This window comes from Kangiella sp., assembly GCF_014762745.1.
Taxonomy (GTDB): domain Bacteria; phylum Pseudomonadota; class Gammaproteobacteria; order Enterobacterales; family Kangiellaceae; genus Kangiella.
Window position 1 is genome coordinate 17394 of the sequence record NZ_JABURJ010000036.1, and the last position, 22043, is coordinate 39436.

The following is a 22043-nucleotide window of genomic DNA, read 5'->3' on the forward strand; positions in this document are numbered from 1 at the left end:
TTGATTGCTTGGTTTATGGGTTAAAGCAGGTATTGCTTTAAATCGTTCAATAATTTTTTACGAAGCACCTTGCCATTTTTAGTGCGCGGATAATCACGCACCAAATACACTTTTTTGGGAGCTTTATACTTAGCCAATTGCAGCTGACCATACTCCAGAATCTGCTCCTCGGTCAGTGTTTTACCCTGCTCAGGAATAACACAGACCACGATGAGGGTTTTGTCTTTACCCACTTCCTCGCCCAGAGCAACACAATCGGCCACATCAGGGTGTGCCTTGATCACTCGCTCAACTTCGTGTGGCGAGACGCGAAAACCAAACGTATTAATGATGTCGTCTTTACGGCCCAGGAACCATACATAGCTCTGCGCATCACGCTTGGCATAATCGCCGGTAAAAAACCAGCCATCATGAACTGCCTTGACAGTTTCTTCCGGCAGATTCCAATAGGACAGGAATAAACCCGGATCATCCGCTCGAATGCAAATCATGCCCTCTTCACCATTGGCAACCGGTTGCAACTCATCGTTTAATAGAGCTACCTGATGTCCCGGCTGGATAAACCCAGCCGCACCAGGAACAACCTTGGCTTCTTTATGTTGGGAAATGTAATAAGAAATTTCAGACATACCGATGGCTTCATAGATAGGTGCATTAAAGCGCTCTTCCCACAAAGCCTGCATTTCGTCAGACAGGTGTTCGCCAGCACTCATGCAGTGTTTCAGGGAAGGAAGATCTTTACCTGTGTAATCGGTTTTTTGAATAATCTGTCGATAAATTGTAGGGACACCAATGAAAATACTGCATTCATGTTTTTGAATCAGTTTCGGCCAGGTGTGGGCATCATTATGCCCTTCATAGGCAATCACAGTGTGGCCATGCAATAAGGGATCCATCAGTGCCGAACCTAACACATAGGTCCAGTTAAACTTGCCCGAATGCATGATTCGTTCAGTCACGCCTTCCTGAAAATCAAACCAGTAACGGCTGGCCGGTAATCGCCCCAATAACGCTCGCTGGGCATGCAGCACACCTTTGGGATAACCAGTGGTACCGGAGGTGTAAACCAGATAAGCAGGATCATTAACCTTGGTTTTAATTGTCTCAAATTCGGAAGACGCCTCATTCAATGCTCCATTAAAATCGATCAGCCGAAACTTATCGGATTGCGGCAGCTCCCCCTCGCCCGTTAATACAATCGTATGCAAAGAGGTGTTTTTTAACTCGCCTGCCAGTTCTTGCCACATGGACTTATGAGTGACTAACACACTGGCCTGCGAATCATTCGCCAGATAGGCCACCTCACTTGCAGACAACAACGTCGAGGTAGGAACAGCAATGGCAGAATATTTTATGGCACCAAAAAATGCGATTGGGTATTCAACTGAATTTGGCAGACGAATTAATATTCGATTATCAGAGTCAATGTTCAAAGATTGCAAAAGGTTCGCAAACTGCGACGTTTTCTGAGCTAACTGAGAGTATGTAACCTGGCTGGTTCCAAGTGATTCATCTTCAACAATCAGAGCTGCCTGATTGGCTTTATCATTAGCAGCATGCTGATCAACACAGGCTTCGCAAATATTAAAATGGTTCGGTAATTGCCAATGCCACTCATTAGCTTCGCGGTTGAAATGAACAACATTTTCGAAGGTATATTTCATGCTATCCCTTAAATCATTCCGTAAGGCCAGTTTTCACGAATGACATGCACCGGTAATCGTTTCAGTACATCCAGTGCAAAGGCTTTGTCTTTTTCATCCAGCGATTTCAAAGCATAAGCACGTAGCAGGCTTTGCAACGCTTTACCGAACATCGGTGGGTCCAGCATCTCACCTTCAAACTTAATGGCACCACCTAACAATGCATCCGCATCGATTGCCGCCTGTAGAACTTTAACGTTACGCTCGATTTGTAACGGTGAAGGTGTGAAAGCCACTTTACATAAATGAATGTGAAATGGATGGATGACCTGTTTACCGGTCAAGCCCATTTGCGCTTCGACCAAAGCATGCTGATGCACAACGTGTGACTCTCTTTCGCCATGTAAATCCAACCAGCGGCGAACGTCATGTGGCTCGATATAGTTTTCAGGCATGGGTGTTTTGTTGATTAAGACTTCAACACCGCCAATCACACCCTTCCCTGCTATACGAGCTTCAAGCAGCAACATGCGCAGATAGGTTTTCAGCTCATCAATCCAGCCTTCAGGAGTCAGGTGAATCGCCATTGCTTTGGAGAAATCATGGATACCAAAAACCACATGACGCACAGTGGAATACTGCATCAGTTCAGGAGAAATTTTGAGCGAACGTGGATGCTCAATAATCGGCTGAATTTCAATGTTTGAATCAACGCTGACCAGCCATGAAGAAAGATCGCGTATTTCTGCTGCGCCATAAACCTCGCCAGCTTTAGCCAATACGATAACGTCAATATAATCTGACATATCACGAATCAGCTTTAAATCTTCTTCATACTCATCGGTGCGAAAAGGATTGATACGAAGGGCTATCTGAAAGCTTCGATTTTCGAATAGTGGGAGCTCCTGCCGTAGCAGCTCACGGCTCATCGCCTTCTGGCGACAGCCATCCTCTAGGTCAAACAGCAACGTGTGAGCGCTGGTGTTATGCGCGTACTTTCTCATCCGCGCGGACGCCTGCTCCATAGTTTCATAGACGCCATCAGCGGGAGAGTATTTAACTGGGGGGTAATACAACTGAATCCCTGGCCAGAAGCCTCCTAAAACCACCTGTTCGTCCACTTTTTCCAGAAAAGAATGCTCTTGCATCATTTTAACTAATCCGACCAGTCATTTTGGATAAATAAATCATATTCAAACGATTATTTCAAATTTTTGTTTGAATTTTATTCGGTGCGCGCTAGTATAAATTAGACCTCGTAGCCTACCGACAGGTTGCAAGTTAAATTATCTTGTTGATAAATAAGGAGAACATAGTGAGTTCAATGGTTCATCCAAAAGATGCATTATTTGATGCCGAAAAGCCATTTCCGGTGATTCCAAGCTGCGAACACTTCGCAGGTAGCGAAAAATTAATCCGTAAAGCACTCGAAATGCAGGACACCATTGGCCCCGTATTTGACATCACCTGTGACTGCGAAGATGGCGCTCAGGCAGGCAAAGAAAAAGAGCACGCCGAAATGATCGCAGAAGTGCTCGCCAGCGACGCCAATAAGCACAAAATGGCTGGGGTGCGAATTCATGACTATCAGCATCCACACTGGAAAGCCGATCTTGAGATTCTAATTCCCCAAATTGGTCATATCGTTACCTATTTTACTCTGCCGAAAACCACCTGTGCCGCCCATATTCAGGAGATGGTCGACTACATTAAGTCTTTGTGCGAGAAACATGGAATTGATCGCAAAGTTCCGGTGCATGTTTTGATCGAAACGCATGGCGCTTTAAGAGAAGTCTGGGAGATTGCCAAAATTGATACGGTACAGGTTTTGGACTTCGGCATGATGGACTTCGTCAGCAGTCACCAAGGCGCGATTCCAGCATCCTGTATGCGCAGCCCAGGTCAATTTGATCATCCGCTACTGGCTCGCGCTAAAGTTGAAATGTCAGCGGCAGCATTAGCCAATGGTGTGGTTCCTTCGCATAACGTAACACTCGATCTTAAAAATCCTTACCAAACTTACAAAGATGCAGAGCGAGCTCGTAATGAATTTGGGTTTTTACGAATGTGGAGCATTTATCCCACTCAAATCCAGTCGATCGTTGACGCCATGAAACCTGACTACTCAGAAGTTAATGATGCCGCCAATATTTTAATCGCTGCACAGGATAGTCACTGGGGGCCGATTCAATACCAAGGTGAGCTTCATGATCGTGCCACTTACCGTTATTACTGGCAATTATTAGAGCGCGCTCACGTCAGTGGACTTACACTTCCTGAAGAAGTACGACAACGATTTTTTGCTTAGACAAAACTTAAGCTAAGCACACAAAAAAGCAGCCTTTCCTGGCTGCTTTTTTGTTAGTAAAGAGATTAAAACTGAAAGGCGTAACTGAATTTAGAGAAGAAGGTTTTGCCCGTTTTCTCAAAACGATTAACCGTATTATCCTCAAATCCATTATCCGAATAGCCCAAATAAAATACCGTTCGTGGATTCCATTTATAACCATATAGCAATTGCCGATCAATGATAGTTTCCTGACTAACCTGATTAGGATCAGAGTACAGAGGTGCGTTATAGTCAACATCAGTATAGCGAATAACAAATTTTAGATAACTGTACTGATCGAACTGATAGCGCGTATCAAAGTTAAAGATATTGGCTTTAAATAACTGCCCCTGTTCAACATCAAAATCCGTGAACTGCCACTCGCCACCAAATGACCAGTGCTGAGTCACTTGCCAGTTACTGTAAACACCATATTCCTGATAGGTTGCAGCACGAGCATTCCGATAGTCAACACCATCCCCCCAGCGGATGTTATAACCTACTCTCAACGCATTAACAGGGTAAAAAGAACCACTGTGAGAATAGTATTTTTGCGGGAACCAGTTGTCCTGATAAAACTCGTAACTGACATTACCAACCAGTGTAAACCCAGAGCGGTATTCCCCATTCGCATTCAGGGTGACGGTTGCCAGATCCCATAATTTTTGATCGGTATATTCGGTAACTCGCTCACCTTTAACCTGTAAGCTGTAATCAGAAAAGAAGTCATTATTAGCTTGGGTACCATACCAGTTACGCTTCACTCCAAAAGCCTGACGGTCATAGCCTACCTGAGGCTTGTAACCCAGGTCGGTACGAAAATCATTATCAAAATCAATATGGGTGGCAAACACATCCCAGTCACGACCATTGTGTGAATAATTTACGCGGTAACCCAAACCATCTGTGCTCGGTGCAATGCCATAGGCCTGTTGTAACTGCTCAGGATTTTCTGAATCAGAATACATGACTTCATAGCGTAACTCGTCAACATTGGTAAACATATACTTACCGTCAATTGCGGCCACACTGTTGTGATAGCCATCAGCACTACGATGGGTCAGCATGCCACCAATTTGCGACTTTTCTCCAAGGTCATAGGCATAGCGTGCGGCAAAAACATCAGACTCAAGATCGCTACCATCAGCAGCAGTAAGCCGCGCTAAAGACGAGCTTAAACTACCTGGTATGAGAAATGAGGTTTGCTGATCGCGACTGGCCAAAACACCGAACGAATGTCCATCGGTTTTACCAATATATTTAGCACCAAAATCTGGGTTGGCAATAGTTCGCGTGTTCAACAGGGTAAAAGGCGTTCTAAAGTATTCCGCACCTTCCAGAAAGAAAGGGCGTTTTTCTGAGTAAAAAAGCGAAAACTGGGTGTTAACGTCCAGCTGCGCAGCATCAGTTTCAACCTGCGAGAAATCTGGGTTGATAGTAGCGTTTAAAACAGAGGAGTCGGTTACACCCCATCGAAAATCAAGCCCAGTTTCCCAGTCAACGCCCTCGCTCTGCCATGCAGGCTCTGCCGGTGGGTTACGAGTCTTTGAATCCTGGGCAACCAGATAAGGAGTCATCTCAAGATTGCGACCACTTTCAATACCTTCGAAACCTTCCGCTTTTTTTATCTGACATACGTAACAGTTGATATCTCTTCTTTGCGGCGAATAAGCTAACCGATACATATAGCCACGAGGATAAAATCGAACGAAGTCAATACCCCAGGTCTTTTTATCACTGTTGTCAGGAAATCTTAATACCTTAAACGGGATTTTAATTTCTACGTTATAACCGGTACCGGTTATCTGAGCCGCACTGAACCAGATACCATTCCAGGAAGTATCCTCAGACAAACTCACGTCATCTTCAATACTGTCAGACTGAACACCCACTGGATTAACAAAGAAGTTATAGGCTTTGCGAGCGTCATTAAAAGTATCAATTTTAAAGCCAACCTGATCATTGCCCCAGCCGTCACGATCCTGAAATGAATAATGCAGCTTGGCAGGCTCTGGATCTTCTGCAACAAAGGCAACCAATAAGGAATCACCATTTTGTGCAATATAGGCGGTGGTTTTAACTGGAGCAGGTGTGTTCTCACCCGGGCGAGTTTCATAATCAAGACTGACCTTCGAAGCCTGCTTCCAAATCGCCTCATCAAGCTTACCATCAAGAGTAATATCGCCTTGAACTTCTGGAATATTCAGGCTATCAATTTTCTCAGCGAATACAGCAGATGAGCTAATCGCAAGCATTATAGAAATAAAACAGCTTTTCAACAGTTGCATTATAATTATTAAGTTTCCTTGAAATGGTGATTATTGTAATTTAAACATGAGCTTATGGCGGCAAATCTTGTAACAGGATATTACAAGCAAGATTGAACTACAAGACGCTCTCCCAGAACAAAAAAAGCAGCTGAAAACAGCTGCTTTTTGAGGTTGAAACTCTAGGCTAACTAGCGACGTCTCATCCAGGCAAACAAGCCCAGCAGCGACAAGCCTAACAAGCTCCAGCTACCACCGCCTGAACCGTAGCTGGTCGATGATGGAGGAGGCGTTACAACAGTACCGCTGGTATCACGTCCAGCATCTTCCAATGGAACTTCAAGCAATGATGAAAATTCACCGGAAACGTCATCTAAAATCTCACCAGTATTGGCATCAATCAATTCTATACGGAAGTCATAATAATCGGTCGGATAGCCTGACTGCCATTCAGCATCAATAGAAATCACATCATCAGCACTGGCACCAACCACAGTAAATACAGCTGTTTCAGTTTCATATTCCCAACTGTAGCCAGGTCTCTTTTGATACAACACAGCATAGACATCTCTTGAGCTCTGCTCAGTATCCACGTCAAAACTGATGGTGAAATCACGGTAGAAACCATCGTTATCATTATCCGTCCAGATTTCCGTTTTTACGGTAGTAACCCAGGTGTCGCTCGAAACATTGCCTGATTCATAGGTTTTGTCTTCCAGTGGCAACCAGCCCAAATCATTGTCATCATAATCTGAATAAGTATCAACAACCCCTGAATAGCCATATTCAAACAGGTCAATTAACACCTCATAACGGCCAGGAGGAAAACCACTGTTCAGCTTTGTGGTTACCGTATAGTCATCAGAGTAGTTGTCACCATAAATGGTAAATACATTAGTCGTGTAATAGTGGGTCCATTCACTTTCCCCACTTTTACGAATAAACATTTCGGCATAAACATCGTAATATTCATCGTAATAGGCGTCCACATCAAAGTTGACACTGAGCTTGGTGTAATAACCGTCAGCATCGTAATCCTCTGATAAGTACACCGATGCATCATAAACATATAGGTGGTTCATGCTGGAGCTCATGCTCTTTTCCGACTTCTCAGGCAGATCACTTTTCTGAGCACGCATCTCACTACGCGTTTTCGCGGTAGATTTATCAAGCTCAAGCTGCAACTCTGTTTTTAAATCTGTGATTACCTGCTTTGAACTATAGGAAGAAGTGCGATTTACATCGACCGCTTCAGTACTCACCTTTTTTGCATCCTTCTCAGATTGTTTTTTGTTTTCCCCAACACTGCTAGTCGGTGACTTGCCAGAAATACGCACTTGCGGATCTTCTGCAGCAGCCGAACCGACAAACAAAATCGCGGATAAGGTCACACCTAAAGGAAATAATGTTTTTGCTATGTTCATAATAGACTCCTAAAACCCCGTCTCGATTTTACCCTCTAAACAATGTCAATAGAGACAGATAAAATCCTGAAATTACTCAATCATGGCTTCATTAAAGCAATTAGCAACTGAATCTATCCTGAACTGAATTCAGTAGAATTTGCTAATGGCTAGACGCTTTGGCGTATGGAAATTTCACTGCTATAACCTATAATGATTGCAAAATGAAAAATTGAGAGCCTTTATGCCATTACCCACTTTTCGCGTACAACTGACCGAAAATGAGCAGATAACCCCAAAAGTTCACAAGCTTGTGTTCAAGTTTGTGGAGCCACAGCATTTCACCTACATACCCGGGCAGTTCGTTTCTTTTATCCTGCCACACGAAGGCGACAAGCCCTTAAAGCGTAGCTATTCCATCGCCAATCTTGAGCAAAGCCCGGAAAACACCCAGTATCTTGAAATTGTTGTAGCTTATGTTGAGGGCGGCAAAGCCACCGAATTTTTCTTTAATGCCAAACCTGGTATCGAAATAGACATTACCGGCCCATTTGGTTTGCTCTACCTCCCTAAAGAATTACCCAAGCGCGTATTTCTCATTGGCACGGGTACTGGCGTTGCTCCTTACCGTTGCATGCTCAACCAGCTCAAAAATTATCCAGATACCGAGTTCCATATTTTATTTGGTGCTCAATACGAGCAAGATATGTTCTACCTTGATGACTTTAAGCATGCCGCCGAACAGGACAACGTCTTCTTTCACCGCTGCCTAAGCAAACAGGAGCCATTACCGACTGGCTGCTCCAAAGGCTATGTTCAAACTACACTGGAAAGTTTCAACCCCGATCCTGAAACTGATATGGCTTTCCTGTGCGGTAACCCCAATATGGTTGATGATGTGTTTAATCTGCTAAAAGATAAAGAATTTGGGGTTAAGCAGGTTAAGCGAGAAAAATACGTATTTAGTAAATATTAAGATAACTTGGTTTCAAGTGATAACAGGACACGACTATGAACAATACACATACTCAAAAAGCGAAAGGCTTTAAACATAAAATCTGCACAGTTTCCTTTGCTATAGCACTGGTATTAGGTGGTTGTAGCAATGACTCTGAACAGCCCCAAACTCCAGTTGCTGATGAGCAAAAAATGGAGGCTCTGGCACAGCAAAACGATACAACAGAAAAAACTGAATCAGCAGAAAGTGATTATAGCCGTTTTGATATTTATGCTCCTTTCACTTTAACCAGTGATTTATCCCACCTGTCGGACAACCAGAAACAAATGATCAGCTTGCTGATTGATGCAGCGAAAATCATGGATAATCTATTCTGGAAACAGGCTTACGGCGATAAAGAAGCACTACTGGCCAAAATTGATGATCCAAAAGCAAAACAATTCGCCATCATCAACTACGGTCCCTGGGATCGGCTGGACGGCAATCAACCCTTTATTGATGGCTATGATGTCAAAAGTAAAGGTGCTCAGTTCTATCCTTCCGACATGACCGTTGCCCAATTTGAAGCCTGGGAGCAGGAAGATAAAGATGGCCTTTACTCACTGGTTCGTCGTGATGAAAACGGCAACCTCACGCTAGTACCCTATTCGGTAGCTTTTAAAAATGAACTGGAAGAAGCCAGCAAGTTATTAAAAGGCGCGGCACAGTTAGCAGAAGATGAAGGCTTTAAACAATACCTTGAACTGCGCGCTGATGCATTATTAACCGATAACTACCAGCCTTCAGATTTGGCCTGGATGGATATGAAATCTAATCCTGTCGAGTTAGTGATCGGGCCAATCGAGAACTATGAAGATCAGCTCTTTGGCTACAAAACCGCTTTTTCAGCTTATGTATTAATCAAAGATTTGGAATGGAGCGAACGCCTGTCACGTTTCGCAGCCTTCTTACCTGAGTTACAACAAGGGCTGCCCGTAGATGAAAAGTATAAGAAGGAAATGCCGGGCACAGACAGCGACTTAAACGCCTATGACGTTGTTTACTATGCTGGCGACAGCAATGCTGGCTCAAAAACCATTGCCATTAACTTGCCCAATGATGAGCAGGTACAGCTGGCCAAAGGTACTCGTCGCTTGCAGCTGAAAAACGCCATGCGCGCCAAGTTCGACAAAATTCTGGTACCTATCTCGGAACAGCTGATCCACCCGGATCAGCGCAAGCACATCACTTTTGATGCTTTCTTTGCCAATACCATGTTCCATGAAGTGGCGCATGGTCTCGGCATTAAAAATACCATTGATGGCTCAAATACCGTTCGTGCAGCACTTAAAGAAACAGCATCGCCTCTGGAAGAAGGTAAAGCCGATATTCTAGGCTTGTACATGGTCAGCAAGCTGTATGAAAAAGGCGAAATCAAAGATGGTGAGCTGATGGATAACTATGTCACCTTCCTGGCAGGTATCTTCCGCTCAGTGCGTTTTGGTGCATCCAGCGCACATGGCCGTGCCAATATGGTTCGCTTCAACTTCTTTAAGGAAGCTGGCGCTTTCAGTCGCGACCCAGAAACAGGCTATTACAGCGTCAACTTTGACAAGATGACCGAAGCTGTTGACGCCCTTTCCAATAAAATCTTAACGATTCAGGGTGACGGAGACTATCAGGCCGCCAAAACACTTCTTGAAGAACAAGGTATTATTGATGACCAGTTGGCCAGTGACCTGAAAATGCTTGAAGAGAAGCAGATCCCTGTGGATGTGGTATTCAAACAGGGCAAAGACGCACTCGGCCTAAAATAACCGGCCATGAGTCTATAAGGCGCCTGCGGGCGCCTTTTTTGTGCCCATAGTAAACAAGCCATGATGACTAGGCCTTGGTCAACCACTCTGCTAAAATGCGCACATCTTTGCAGTGAGCGATCAAACAACCAATGGCAACCTTTTCATTACTTGTTACCGCTAACCCCTACTCTTCTCAGGGGCAGTTTAGCGCTATTCAGTTTGCAAGAACTTTGTTAGAGCAAGGTCATAGCCTTATGCGGGTATTCTTCTATGCCGACGGTGTTCTGGTGGCCAGTCGTTTGCACGCGCCTCCTGCTGATGAAATTAATCTGACCAAAGCTTGGGCGAAGCTGGCTATTGAAAAGGATATCGAGTTAATCGCTTGCGTAACGGCAGCCAATAAGCGAGGCATCGTTAACGCTTCAGAAGCCGAACGTAATGCCTTAACCGGTGACAACCTTGATCCCGCATTTGAAATCAGTGGACTGGGTCAATTAACCGAAGCGATGCTGGAAAGTGATCGCCTGATTACATTTGGATAATCGCCATGAATAAATCCATTTGCATCATCTTCAACAAAGCACCTTATGGCTCGCAAGCGGGCCGCGAACTTTTGGATATTGCCTTGATGGCGGCAGCTTTTGATATGCCGATCACTGCAATCTTTGTTGAAGATGGTGTTTATCAGCTACTCAACAATCAGCAGCCGGATATCCTGCATATTAAGAATCACTCATCCACCTTTAAAGCACTGCCGCTGTACGGCATTGAAGACGTTTATGTTGCTCAGGAAGATTTGGATAAATTTAAACTGGACATGGGGCGGCTACTTGATATTGACGGAATACAGCCAGTAGCAACCGATACCATTAAGAGCAAAATTGCCCACAGCAATTTTGTGTTAACGCTTTAAGAACCGCTTATGAAAAGCCTTTATATTATTAACCAACCGACAAAACTCAACCAGGCTCTTCCTTATATGGCTGAGCAGGATGCTGTTTTGCTGACTGAAGATGCGGTTATGTTGGCGACCAGCGAGCAAGCGGAGCTCCCTGACTTAAAACTGTATGTTTTAGAAGAAGATTTGATTGCCCGCGGACTGCAAGACCAGATTGTCGATGGCTGGCAGCTGGTGGATTACCCACAGTTTGTGGAGTTAACCTTATCCTTCGATAAGTCAGTCTCCTGGTTATAGGTTTTACTATGAACGAAATACTGGCCAATCTTCCGCGCGACAAGCAAGGTTATTTAACGGACTCCAGTGTTTGGAACGAAGCGATCGCCAATGCCATCGCTGAAGAAGAAGGCATTGAACTGAGCGATGATCATTGGCAGGTCATCTGGTATGTTCGCAAGTTTTATGAAGAGTTCAATACCAGCCCGTCCATTCGCCCATTAGTCAAATATCTGGCTAAAGAATGGTCAGCCGAAAAAGGTTCCAGCATCTATCTGCATATTCTATTTCCGGAAGGTCCCGCCAAACAGGCAACAAAAATAGCCGGATTACCCAAGCCTGCGCGCTGCATCTAACTTGAGAAAACTTTCCTAACTTACTGATAAAACATACATTTTTATAAAATGTAAATATCGCACAGGCTGTTACAAAATTCACATTAAGCGTGCGTTAAGTTTAATTGTTTAGGATAGCTAGCAATAGTAAAATAACCGCCTTTCGATGAATGGCACAATATGACGTTATTGACGTCTCAATAACAACCCAAGATTAAAGGTTAAGGTGAACCCATGAAACGCATTGTTAATCAAATGCTTACAATAATAGCTATTTTTGGAATCAGCTTTACGGCTACTGCCAAAGTTGATCCAAAGGTACACTTAGAAGAAGTAACGCAGCAAATCAGCGGCGAAATCCTTGCCAATAAGGAAAAGATCAAAGCTGATGCGGATTATGCTAAAGGTTTAATAGAAACTTATCTGCTTCCAGAAGTGGATACTGAGTATATGGCAAAGCGCATCCTAGGCCGTGAATACTGGGAACAATCAACTGAAGAACAGCGCGAGACCTTTATTCAGGAGTTCATTGGTTTATTGCTTAACAGTTATGCCAAAGGTTTGGCCAACTATGACGGTCAGCCAATTACTTATGAAGAAACTCAGTATTCTACTAGCGGTAATACCGCTAATGTCCGTTCAGTTATTGTTCCACAGGAAGGTGAGCCAATTCTGATCGACTACCGCCTGAAATACGGCTCTGATGACAAGTGGTTGGTCACTGACGTTATTATCGAAGGTGTTAGCATGGCTAAGAGTTATGCCACTCAATACCGCGAAAGAATCGCTCAGGTGGGTATCGAAGCAACTCTGAAAGAGCTTGCCGAAGAGAACAAAAAAGCCAAAAAAGCCACTGAAATCAGCGACGAAAAGCCAAACGAGAAATCATAAGTTTGGCCTATTGGCTAAACAAAAGGCCAGCTGCAAAGCTGGCCTTTTTAATTACCGAGCTGGAAAAATTAAAGCTTGCTGAGAATATTTTCCGCTGAGCTTTTCTCGAAGCCCTTCTCATCCACTTCCAAAGCTTTTACCACGCCATCATCAACGATCATGGCAAATCGCTTACTGCGAACGCCCATACCAAAACCAGTGGCATCCATTTCAATACCCATAGCTTCGGTAAAATCCGCGTTACCATCTGCCAACATCATAATCTCGTCCGCATTCTGCGCCTTGCCCCAGGCGTCCATAACAAAGACATCATTAACAGACATACAGGCGATTGTATCTACACCTTTGGACTTTATATCATCTGCATTAACCACAAAACCCGGCAGATGCGCCGCGCTACAGGTCGGTGTGAAGGCACCGGGAACAGCAAACAAGACGACTTTCTTGCCTGAGAATATTTCATCGGTAGTAATATCTTTTGGGCCATCTTTGCCCATCACTTTTAACGTTACATTAGGTAACGTATCTCCTACTTTAATCATAGTTTTCCTCTATTTGACTGTGATTTCTGGCCTATTATCTTAACGCCATATTTATTTCCAGAGCAAAGTTTATTAGAGTGCTATGACACGCACAGGAGAAAATTAATGAAACTATCATTTAGAAACCTCGCTTTGTTCACACTTTCGCTTGGACTATCCAGCACTATGCTGGCAACCAGTATTCAGGCCGCAGACCGTGTGACCGGTAAAGAGTTCGCCACCCGATCCGAAGTCATTGCACAAACTGGTATGGCAGCAACCAGTCATCCGCTTGCAACTCAAATCGCCTTAGACGTTATGAAACAAGGTGGCAATGCCATAGATGCAGCCATCGCAGCCAATGCGGCGCTTGGCTTAATGGAACCAACCGGCAACGGTATTGGTGGCGATTTATACGCCATTGTCTGGAGTGCTAAAGATAAGAAGCTACACGGCTTAAATGCCTCTGGCCGCTCTCCACTGGGTTTGTCCTATGATCAGCTCAAAATAGAATTAGATAAATTAAATCGTGACGACCTGCCGCCCTATGGCATGTTACCGATTTCTGTACCGGGTGCCGTCGATGGCTGGTTTGAGCTGCATGATAAATTCGGCAAGATGCCAATGAAGCAGGTTTTAGCTCCCGCAATTGATTACGCTGAAAAAGGGTTCCCAGTCACTGAACTGATTGCCTACTACTGGGATCTCAGCGTTCCTCGTCTGAGTCCGCAACCAGGAGCTTTCGCAGAAACCTTTACCATTGACGGGAAAGCACCTCGTAAAGGCCAAATCTTCAAAAATCCGGATTTAGCCAATACTTACCGCATATTGGCCAACAAAGGCAGAGATGCTTTCTATAAAGGCGAAATTGCGCGCAAGATTGATGCTTTCATGAAAAAGGAAGGCGGCTATCTGCGCTATGAAGATTTTGCCCAGCACACCTCAGACTGGGTTGAGCCATTGGGCGTCGATTACAAAGGCTATACCCTGTGGGAATTGCCGCCTAATGGTCAGGGCATCGCAGCACTACAGATGCTACAAATCCTGAAGAATTTTGACCTGAAGGCAATGGGTTTTAACACCACCGAATCTCTACACACACTGGTTGAAGCTAAAAAGCTGGCTTTTGAAGACCGAGCCAAGTTCTATGTTGATACCGACTTCAGCAAACAACCCATTGATGAGCTGATTTCAGAAGAATACGGCAAGCAACGCGCTAAGTTGATCGGTGATCGTGCAGCACGCACGGTACAGGCCGGTAACCCAAGACTTGAAGAAGGTGACACCATCTACCTGACCACTGCTGACAAAGACGGCAATATGGTTTCGTTGATTCAAAGTAACTATCGCGGCATGGGTTCCGGCGTGGTCACGCCAGGCCTTGGCTTTGTATTCCAGGATCGCGGCCAATTGTTCTCGATGGATCCTGAGCATGCCAATGTATATGAACCTGGCAAGCGCCCTTTCCATACCATTATCCCAGCCTTTATCACCAAAGACGGCAAACCTTTCATGAGCTATGGTGTCATGGGCGGAGCCATGCAGCCACAGGGCCATGTTCAAATTCTGATTAATATGGTGGATTATGGCATGAACCTGCAGGAAGCAGGTGACGCCACTCGCTGGCAGCACATGGGCTCAACAGAACCAACCGAAAGCCAGGCAGCCTACCTGAAAGATGGCGGCTATATTGAATTTGAAACCGGTGTTTCCATGGAAACATTCCGCGAACTTGAAAACCGAGGCCATGACGTACGTTTCGGTAACGGCGGTTTCGGCGGTTATCAGGCCATTATGTGGGATGAAGAAGAAGGCGTTTACTACGGTGCCTCAGAGTCGCGTAAAGATGGTCATGCGGCTGGTTACTAACTTATAATCGTTAACTATAAAAAAGCCTCTGCAAGATTCTCCAACCTTGCAGAGGCTTTGTTTTTCCTACAGGCTTTATTCTTCAGGCAACACAATCCATAAGATCAGATAAACCAGCACACCCGCAAAAGCAGTGAAAATACTTAGTAAAACGTAAACCAGGCGCGTGGGATTGGGTTTCCAGCCAAGCCACTTGGCCAAACCACCGCAAACACCAGCAATCATACGATCCTTACTACGTTTAAGTTGTGCCATACCATTCCCCTTGTCTTTACTTGATTACTATTTAGCATAACAACAGCTAAGGCATTGACCAACCAAGAGTTTGTAAATCTTTGTATTAGTTCATGAATTTAAATAAGCGATGTGAAAAAGGACGAGTCGCTATAGACTGCTCAGTCATACAGTCAGATAGCGACTCTGGGGTAGAACCTTTAATAAAAGGAAAATGTTAGCTTTCCCTTCAGCTATAAATTGATTGCAGCATTTCAGCGAAGAAACAGGTAAGTCAATTTGAGTTGGCTTATGCGAGAAATAAGCAACTTACCTGCACAATCCCGAACGATTTTCGCGACTTTAGTGATTTCCGAGTTTCCTTCTCAGTTTAACTAAAGTAGTGCAACCAATAGTGGAAAGCGAACGGAAAGCATTGTAGAGAAATTTCTCAGATATATCTACACAGCTCTGCCTGATTGGATAAGCGTATATAACCATAAGCAATAACGCATAAGGGTGGAAAGATAAAGTGTTGACAGCCTGAGCCCAGATAAATAGGATTAATCCATGAACAAGCAAATCCAACAGTTTTACTTTTATTTCTTTACTCTGAAATCTTCGGAGGAGTCTTGTTCGGGTCACTAAAAGTAAAACAAAGAACAGCTGAAAAACCTCCCTTCTGGGAGGTTTTTTTTTGCTCGCAACTATTGAATGAAGAGAGTGCGAAATGAATACACCTGAAACCGATCTTATGCAGCTTCGTGAAGCCATCACCAGGCTTGACTCAGAGCTCCTGAGAACTTTTGCTCAAAGGCGCCAACTGAGCCTGCAGGTGGCCGCCTACAAACTGGCCAATAATGGGAAAATACGCGATGAGGCCCGCGAGAAAAAACTACTTACCAGGCTGGTCGAAAAGGGCCTGGAATTTGGAATTGCCCCAACCACCACCCTAACTTTATTCCATAATATTATTGAAGACTCGGTTCGAAGTCAGTATGACTATTTTATTGAGCAAACCAAGGAGCAAGGATTAAATGCTGTTAAGGTTGCAGTTTTAGGGGAACCAGAATCCTACAGCCACATTGCATTAAATAATCACTTCTCAACAAAGAAGCAGCAACTTGAAACCGTTCACTGTCACTCATTCGTGCAAATCTTTAAAGAAGTTGATAATGGCTCGGTGGATATGGGGATTGTACCCATCGAGAATACTACCTCCGGAAACATTACCGAGATCTACGACTTACTAACCGAGCATCATCTTAAAATCGTTGGCGAGGAAAAACTTAAAGTACGTCACTGTTTAGTAGGCACTGAGCAGGCGTCTATCGAAACACTAAGGGATGTCTATTCACATCCTCAGGCTATCGCTCAGTGTAAAAATTTTTTCCTTGAGCATCCTTACCTCAAAAGCCACTTCCGAACAAGTTCAAGCTCTGCAATTAAACTGGTAGCCGAGTATCAGAACCCAAGCATTGGAGCCATTGCCAGCGAACAGGCCGCCGAACAGTCGGGACTGAAGGTTTTGTCTTATGCCATTAATAACTATCAGGAAAACTACACTCGATTCTTACTGATTGCCAAACAGGACCTTAAGGTTCCGCCTGCAATACCTGCCAAAACCACGATAGCTTTGGAAACAGGACAAGAGCCGGGCGCCCTCCTCAACTGCTTGCAGATCCTGAAAAACAATCAGATTAATATGAGCAAATTGGAATCAAGGCCAATTCCAACCCAACCCTGGCATGAGCGATTCTACATCGATCTGGAAGCTAATATCACAGATACCAACCTCTCAAATGCTCTACACGAACTTGAGCAAGTCGCCAATAGTCTTCATTGCTTAGGTTGTTATGCAAAACATGATGTGATCGCTACCAAGCTTGACACTTCTATTATTAAACACTCGGGGCAACGCCAATGAATTCTGTTAATGCAAAACCAGTCAAAGGTTGGAAAGTTGAGAATACCAACATCGAACGGCTCGATCTGCTGACAACGCCACAACAGATCAAACACCAACTGCCACTTTCAGGACAGGCCAAATCTACAGTCTTAAACAGCCGCTTGACCATTCAAAATATTTTAAACAGTAAAGATGAAAGGTTAATCGTTATCAGTGGCCCCTGTTCGATTCATGACATAGACAGTGCTAAAGAGTACGCGCTCAAACTGTATCGACTTCATCAACAGCTTAACGATAAACTGTTCATCATCATGCGAGTTTACTTTGAGAAGCCAAGAACTAATGTTGGCTGGAAAGGTTTAATCAACGATCCTGATTTAGATGGCAGCAATAACATTAACCTTGGCCTGCGCAAGGCGCGCTCCTTATTACTCTGGTTAGCCGAATTAGGCCTTCCAGTAGCCACGGAGGCACTTGACCCCATCACTCCACAATACATATCCGATCTTATCAGCTGGTCAGCGATTGGCGCACGCACCACAGAGTCACAAACTCACCGCGAAATGGCCTCAGGTTTATCCATGCCAGTAGGCTTTAAAAACAGCACTGATGGCTCGCTAGATTCGGCCACCAATGCCATTCTGGCTGCATCCTCTCCGCACAGTTTTATTGGTATCGATAACAGCGGTCAAACCGCCCTGCTTCACACCAGAGGTAACCCAAACTGTCACATTATTTTACGTGGTGGGGCTAAACCTAATTATGACTCCCGCAGTGTTGCTCAATGTGTCGATAAGTTACAGCAAAAACAGCTCAATACTGCGGTAATTATTGATTGCAGTCACGGTAACTCGAACAAGGATCATAACAATCAACCAAAGGTCATGCAGGAAGTGGTTAAACAAGTCATCACAGGTAACCAGCACATTAAAGGCGTCATGTTGGAAAGTCACTTAAAAGAGGGGAATCAACCGCTTGCAGCGAAACTAATCTATGGACAATCGATCACAGATAGTTGTATTGGTTGGGAGGTGACAGAAAAGCTGCTGAAAGCAACCTATGATAGCCTAATCTAAATTTGTGGCTTCTTGCGCATTGATTTTTTTTGTGAATGTTGAGTCTTTTTCTCAAGGCGTTTCTCTTTTGACGCCTTGGTTGGCTTGGTCTTGATACGCTTCTTTTTAGGCTTGGCAACTGACTGAATTAACAGACGTAAACGTGACAATGCATCGTCACGATTACGATCCTGGGTACGGTGTTTCTGGGCTTTAATGACCACCACGCCATCCTGAGTAATGCGATTATCATTAAGCGCTAGCAACTCAGTCTTATAAAACTCAGGTAATGAAGAAGCGTGAATATCGAAGCGCAGATGAATCGCGCTGGCCACCTTGTTGACATTCTGGCCACCTGCGCCTTGCGCACGGATGGCTGTTAACTCTATTTCAGAATCAGGAATAACAACATTGTTAGAAATGACCAGCGACATGATTTAACCTTTAGCCTTTTTCTTTTGCGCTTGTTTCTGCAGATCTCTCATACGCTTTTTCTGTTGCCGACGCATAGCCATTGCGGTCAGCACGTCAGAGCCAATATGCTCTTCACCACGCGCTTTAGCGAGCTGAACCTGACGCTCACGCTCAGCGTAGCGTTGGCGTTGCTCTGGCGTCTGCTTGTCATAACAATGTGGGCAGCTAACGCCTTTCTCATACTTCTCGTGCTGCTTTTCCTCTTCGGTAATCGGCATACGGCAAGCATGGCATTGATCATACTGACCTTTCTTTAATTCGTGATCGACTGCAACACGATTATCGAAAACAAAGCACTCGCCTTCCCACATAGATTCTTCTTTCGGCACTTCTTCCAGATACTTTAGAATACCGCCTTCGAGGTGGAACACATTTTCAAAACCCTGCTCTTTTAAATAGGCCGTCGACTTTTCACAGCGAATACCGCCAGTACAGAACATCGCTACTTTTTTGTGTTTATTCGGATCAAGGTTTTGTTTTACGTACTCAGGAAACTCACGAAAAGTTTCGGTATTCGGATTGAGCGCACCCTTGAAGGTACCGATCTGTACTTCGTAGTCATTACGCGTATCAACCAATACCACTTCAGGATCTGAAATCAAATCATTCCAGTCTTTTGGTTTCACATAGGTGCCGACCACGCGCTTCGGATCAATCCCCTCAACGCCCATGGTGACGATTTCTTTCTTCAGCTTGACCTTAGTGCGATAAAATGGCATTTCTTCGTCATAAGACTCTTTATAGTCAATATCCGCCAGACGCTCGTCATGCTTAAACCAGGCCAGAAGAGTATCAATCGCCTGACGCGTTCCTGCCACGGTACCATTGATACCCTCTTTGGCTAGCAACAAAGTACCTCTGATCTCATTCTGCAACATCACATCCAGCAACGGCTGACGGATAGCCTCGAAATCCTCAAGGGTGACAAACTTATACATGGCGCAAACGACAATCGGATGCGTCGTTTCGTTATAAACAGAAGAAGATGTAGACACAGCAGACGATTCTGCTGATACAGATTTGGTTTGACTCATTGTTACCTCTCGCTCGCTGGAACGTAAAACCAGTGCAAAATTCAGGCGCGATTGTAACGGTTATCGAGGGATTTGTGTAGGGTTTGTGGTTATTTTTTAGACAAACAAGAAGAGCCGTAGGTTGGTAATGAGCGGAGTAATCGTTACGTTATGAGTTGAATTATAGAAAAAGTACAACTACTCTACTTGAAGTAGAATACATGAGGAGCAAATAACAGCATGGAACTGATTGGATACCCAACTGAATTTAATGAAGATGAAGGATTAATACCAATTGATATTCAGGACTTGCAAATCAAAGCAACATCCGAGGAATTGAATAAACTAGCTAACTTCCTAATTGAGTGTTCAAACCAAATAGAGCGAAATACATTCGATGACGAATCCATAGAACTTATAGACTCAAAACCTAATCCAAAGACAGGTATCTGGGTTCAAGTGCTAGCTGAAAGGGAAGAAGGCTGAGAACTACCGTCGCCTCTAAAAGCGAGGCCCCGTAGGTTGGTGATGAGCGTAGCGAATCTCAACAAGTTATATATTTGATAAGTTGATGTTGGGATTCGCTACGCTCATCACCAACCTACCAACTACAAAGGGTAAAAAGACTAACACCAAACCCTATGCCCATGCTGTTTAAGCCATTGCTCTGACTCTTGATAGTCGGGACAATTGGCTTCAACCAACTGCCAGAATGATTTTGAGTGATTCATATATTTAAGGTGGCACAGTTCATGGATGATTAGATAGTCCCGTACTGAGGCTGGAGCCATCATTAAAAGCGGGTTAAATTGCAGCGCACCTTTAGTAGTACAGTGCCCCCACTTGGTTTTGGTCTTACGGAATTTAACCTCTTGCACCTTGTCATCTAAACCCATAACCGACGCGATTTGCCATACTCTGGGCTCAAAGTTTTCTTTAGCTTGTTGCAGCAACCATTGCTGGAATTGTTTTTTAAGATAGCCTTCTTCCAGTTGACGAGATCGGATGTACAACTTGTCCTGCTCTAAGCTTATCTGGTTTTTGCCTTGGGAAAGCTTTAGCTCATAAAGTTTTCCACAATATAAAATCGTTTCGCCCTCTTCGAGTTTCAAGCGTTCGCTATTCTTTTGCTGCTGAAGTTTGAGCTTTTTTAGAATCCAGGGCTTTTTCAGTTCGACAAATTCGTCGATCCAGTTTTGCGGAGCCATTAATGGCGCGCGCACCTCTACTCCATCATCACGAATATAAATGACCAGGGTTTTGCGTTTACTGCGCGTAATGGTTAGTTTAAAAGGTTCGTGCTGCATTGACTCTGATTTATAACCTGTGGCTTATAGCTTTATTTTACTTTTAGGAGGGATTTCATTAACGATTAGCTTACCGGATGCTAACAGTTTTTTCTGCTCTCGGGTCAATCGCTTGACTTTAATCTCTGCTTTAAGCGCTTCGGATTTGCTTTCAAACTCAGTGTGATAAATCATGGTCAGAGGCTGACGCCCACGCAAATACTTGGCACATTTCGGCCCATTCGACTGATGCTCTTCGAAGCGTCGATGCAGATCATTGGTGATGCCCGTGTATAAGGTGTCATCACCACAACGTAAAATGTACAGATGCCAGCTCATAGCATTGATTTACTCATGAATTACTCTTTGTAGAGTCTGCCAGCGCGTATCAGACGTGGCTTAAAGTAAGGGTTGTCCATAGTCGTAATCGAGACAGCTTTGCCGCTTGATGGCGCGTGGACAAACTTTTTCTCGCCGATGTAAATTCCAACATGCGATGGCTTACCATTAATACGATAAAACAATAAATCACCAGGCTGCAGCTCATTCAGTGTTATTTTACGAGAAGCGTACAACTGATCGCGAGATGTTCTTGGAACGTAGTCACCAACCTGAGTGTGGGTGAAGTAAACAAGTCCGCTACAGTCAAACCCCTGCTGTGGTGATGAGCCACCATACAGATAGCGCTTCCCAAGCATGGATTGTGCCATCAGGGCGATATTGTCGCCCTTAGCCGAAGCTGGCTGTGGGAACTGATACCCTTCCTTTATGGTCTGGGGTTGAGTTTGAGTCTGTAGCCGCTCAGGCGCACTTGAACAAGCAAATAGCAAAAAGCTAGATACCAAGATAAGGATGTATTGTGGAAGTAACTTATTCATTGCCCTACCCTAGCAGATGAAAACTGAACTTACCCTAAACCAGCGCA

At 44.3% G+C, this 22043-nt stretch carries 23 protein-coding genes; 12 read left to right on the top strand and 11 right to left on the bottom strand.

What is annotated here, in order from left to right:
* Window positions 1–20: 20 nt before the first annotated feature.
* Window positions 21–1664: an acyl-CoA synthetase gene (locus HUJ19_RS02155; protein ID WP_290621967.1), complete on the bottom strand. Its 1644-nt coding sequence runs from the start codon at window positions 1662–1664 to the stop codon at window positions 21–23.
* Window positions 1665–1672: 8 nt separating this feature from the next.
* Window positions 1673–2794, bottom strand: coding sequence for an aldolase/citrate lyase family protein (locus tag HUJ19_RS02160; RefSeq protein ID WP_290621968.1), 1122 nt, complete (start codon window positions 2792–2794; stop codon window positions 1673–1675).
* 173 nt (window positions 2795–2967) lie between these two features.
* Between HUJ19_RS02160 and HUJ19_RS02165 the strand changes: the two genes are divergently transcribed.
* On the top strand, window positions 2968–3951 hold the full coding sequence (locus HUJ19_RS02165) for an aldolase/citrate lyase family protein (RefSeq protein WP_290621993.1): 984 nt from the start codon (window positions 2968–2970) through the stop codon (window positions 3949–3951).
* Window positions 3952–4016: 65 nt separating this feature from the next.
* Here the strand turns inward: HUJ19_RS02165 and HUJ19_RS02170 are convergent, their stop codons facing one another.
* On the bottom strand, window positions 4017–6260 hold the full coding sequence (locus HUJ19_RS02170; RefSeq protein WP_290621970.1) for a DUF5916 domain-containing protein: 2244 nt from the start codon (window positions 6258–6260) through the stop codon (window positions 4017–4019).
* A gap of 170 nt (window positions 6261–6430) precedes the next feature.
* Complete coding sequence (locus tag HUJ19_RS02175) at window positions 6431–7663, bottom strand: choice-of-anchor H family protein (RefSeq protein ID WP_290621971.1); 1233 nt, start codon at window positions 7661–7663, stop codon at window positions 6431–6433.
* A gap of 223 nt (window positions 7664–7886) precedes the next feature.
* Between HUJ19_RS02175 and HUJ19_RS02180 the strand changes: the two genes are divergently transcribed.
* The 7 genes from HUJ19_RS02180 (at window position 7887) to HUJ19_RS02210 (ending at window position 12778) form a co-directional block, all read left to right on the top strand.
* Window positions 7887–8618 carry an FAD-binding oxidoreductase gene (locus tag HUJ19_RS02180; protein WP_290621973.1) on the top strand — a complete coding sequence of 244 codons (732 nt, stop codon included), beginning with the start codon at window positions 7887–7889 and terminating at the stop codon, window positions 8616–8618.
* A 35-nt stretch (window positions 8619–8653) separates the two neighbouring features.
* On the top strand, window positions 8654–10396 hold the full coding sequence (locus HUJ19_RS02185; protein WP_290621974.1) for a Zn-dependent hydrolase: 1743 nt from the start codon (window positions 8654–8656) through the stop codon (window positions 10394–10396).
* 131 nt (window positions 10397–10527) lie between these two features.
* Entirely contained in the window at window positions 10528–10920 is a 393-nt protein-coding gene (gene tusD, locus HUJ19_RS02190; protein WP_290621977.1) for a sulfurtransferase complex subunit TusD, read from the top strand.
* 5 nt (window positions 10921–10925) lie between these two features.
* Window positions 10926–11291, top strand: coding sequence for a sulfurtransferase complex subunit TusC (gene tusC, locus HUJ19_RS02195; RefSeq protein WP_290621978.1), 366 nt, complete (start codon window positions 10926–10928; stop codon window positions 11289–11291).
* Window positions 11292–11300: 9 nt separating this feature from the next.
* On the top strand, window positions 11301–11573 hold the full coding sequence (tusB, locus tag HUJ19_RS02200; protein WP_290621979.1) for a sulfurtransferase complex subunit TusB: 273 nt from the start codon (window positions 11301–11303) through the stop codon (window positions 11571–11573).
* 8 nt (window positions 11574–11581) lie between these two features.
* Window positions 11582–11908: a TusE/DsrC/DsvC family sulfur relay protein gene (locus HUJ19_RS02205; protein WP_290621980.1), complete on the top strand. Its 327-nt coding sequence runs from the start codon at window positions 11582–11584 to the stop codon at window positions 11906–11908.
* Window positions 11909–12121: 213 nt separating this feature from the next.
* Window positions 12122–12778, top strand: a complete 657-nt coding sequence (locus tag HUJ19_RS02210; protein WP_290621981.1) for a phospholipid-binding protein MlaC — start codon at window positions 12122–12124, stop codon at window positions 12776–12778.
* A gap of 68 nt (window positions 12779–12846) precedes the next feature.
* Here the strand turns inward: HUJ19_RS02210 and HUJ19_RS02215 are convergent, their stop codons facing one another.
* On the bottom strand, window positions 12847–13320 hold the full coding sequence (locus tag HUJ19_RS02215; RefSeq protein WP_290621982.1) for a peroxiredoxin: 474 nt from the start codon (window positions 13318–13320) through the stop codon (window positions 12847–12849).
* Between the two features lie 105 nt (window positions 13321–13425).
* On the opposite strand from HUJ19_RS02215, the gene ggt reads away from it, so the two are divergent.
* A complete protein-coding gene (ggt, locus tag HUJ19_RS02220; RefSeq protein WP_290621983.1) occupies window positions 13426–15168 on the top strand; it encodes a gamma-glutamyltransferase in 1743 nt (580 codons plus the stop codon).
* Between the two features lie 75 nt (window positions 15169–15243).
* Here the strand turns inward: ggt and HUJ19_RS02225 are convergent, their stop codons facing one another.
* Window positions 15244–15423 carry a PspC domain-containing protein gene (locus tag HUJ19_RS02225; protein ID WP_015780601.1) on the bottom strand — a complete coding sequence of 60 codons (180 nt, stop codon included), beginning with the start codon at window positions 15421–15423 and terminating at the stop codon, window positions 15244–15246.
* 688 nt (window positions 15424–16111) lie between these two features.
* Here HUJ19_RS02225 and pheA point away from each other — a divergent pair.
* Entirely contained in the window at window positions 16112–17308 is a 1197-nt protein-coding gene (gene pheA / locus HUJ19_RS02230; RefSeq protein WP_290621984.1) for a prephenate dehydratase, read from the top strand.
* Window positions 17305–18366 carry a 3-deoxy-7-phosphoheptulonate synthase gene (locus tag HUJ19_RS02235; protein WP_290621985.1) on the top strand — a complete coding sequence of 354 codons (1062 nt, stop codon included), beginning with the start codon at window positions 17305–17307 and terminating at the stop codon, window positions 18364–18366. Before pheA ends, HUJ19_RS02235 begins: the two co-directional genes overlap by 4 nt.
* Here HUJ19_RS02235 and arfB read toward each other — a convergent pair.
* Together arfB and HUJ19_RS02245 are read right to left on the bottom strand one after the other, a co-directional pair.
* On the bottom strand, window positions 18363–18779 hold the full coding sequence (gene arfB, locus HUJ19_RS02240; protein WP_290621986.1) for an alternative ribosome rescue aminoacyl-tRNA hydrolase ArfB: 417 nt from the start codon (window positions 18777–18779) through the stop codon (window positions 18363–18365). The two genes, HUJ19_RS02235 and arfB, sit on opposite strands and share 4 nt — an antisense overlap.
* A 3-nt stretch (window positions 18780–18782) precedes the next feature.
* Window positions 18783–19853, bottom strand: a complete 1071-nt coding sequence (locus tag HUJ19_RS02245) for a rhodanese-related sulfurtransferase (protein WP_290621987.1) — start codon at window positions 19851–19853, stop codon at window positions 18783–18785.
* A gap of 219 nt (window positions 19854–20072) precedes the next feature.
* On the opposite strand from HUJ19_RS02245, the gene HUJ19_RS02250 reads away from it, so the two are divergent.
* Entirely contained in the window at window positions 20073–20318 is a 246-nt protein-coding gene (locus HUJ19_RS02250; RefSeq protein WP_290621988.1) for a hypothetical protein, read from the top strand.
* Between the two features lie 140 nt (window positions 20319–20458).
* On the opposite strand, the gene HUJ19_RS02255 is transcribed toward HUJ19_RS02250, so the two are convergent.
* The 3 genes from HUJ19_RS02255 to HUJ19_RS02265 are packed head-to-tail and all read right to left on the bottom strand — an operon-like array spanning window position 20459 to window position 21996.
* On the bottom strand, window positions 20459–21139 hold the full coding sequence (locus tag HUJ19_RS02255) for a M48 family metallopeptidase (RefSeq protein WP_290621989.1): 681 nt from the start codon (window positions 21137–21139) through the stop codon (window positions 20459–20461).
* 24 nt (window positions 21140–21163) lie between these two features.
* Window positions 21164–21457, bottom strand: coding sequence for a GIY-YIG nuclease family protein (locus HUJ19_RS02260; protein ID WP_290621990.1), 294 nt, complete (start codon window positions 21455–21457; stop codon window positions 21164–21166).
* Window positions 21458–21477: 20 nt separating this feature from the next.
* Complete coding sequence (locus tag HUJ19_RS02265) at window positions 21478–21996, bottom strand: C40 family peptidase (protein WP_290621991.1); 519 nt, start codon at window positions 21994–21996, stop codon at window positions 21478–21480.
* Window positions 21997–22043: the final 47 nt, after the last annotated feature.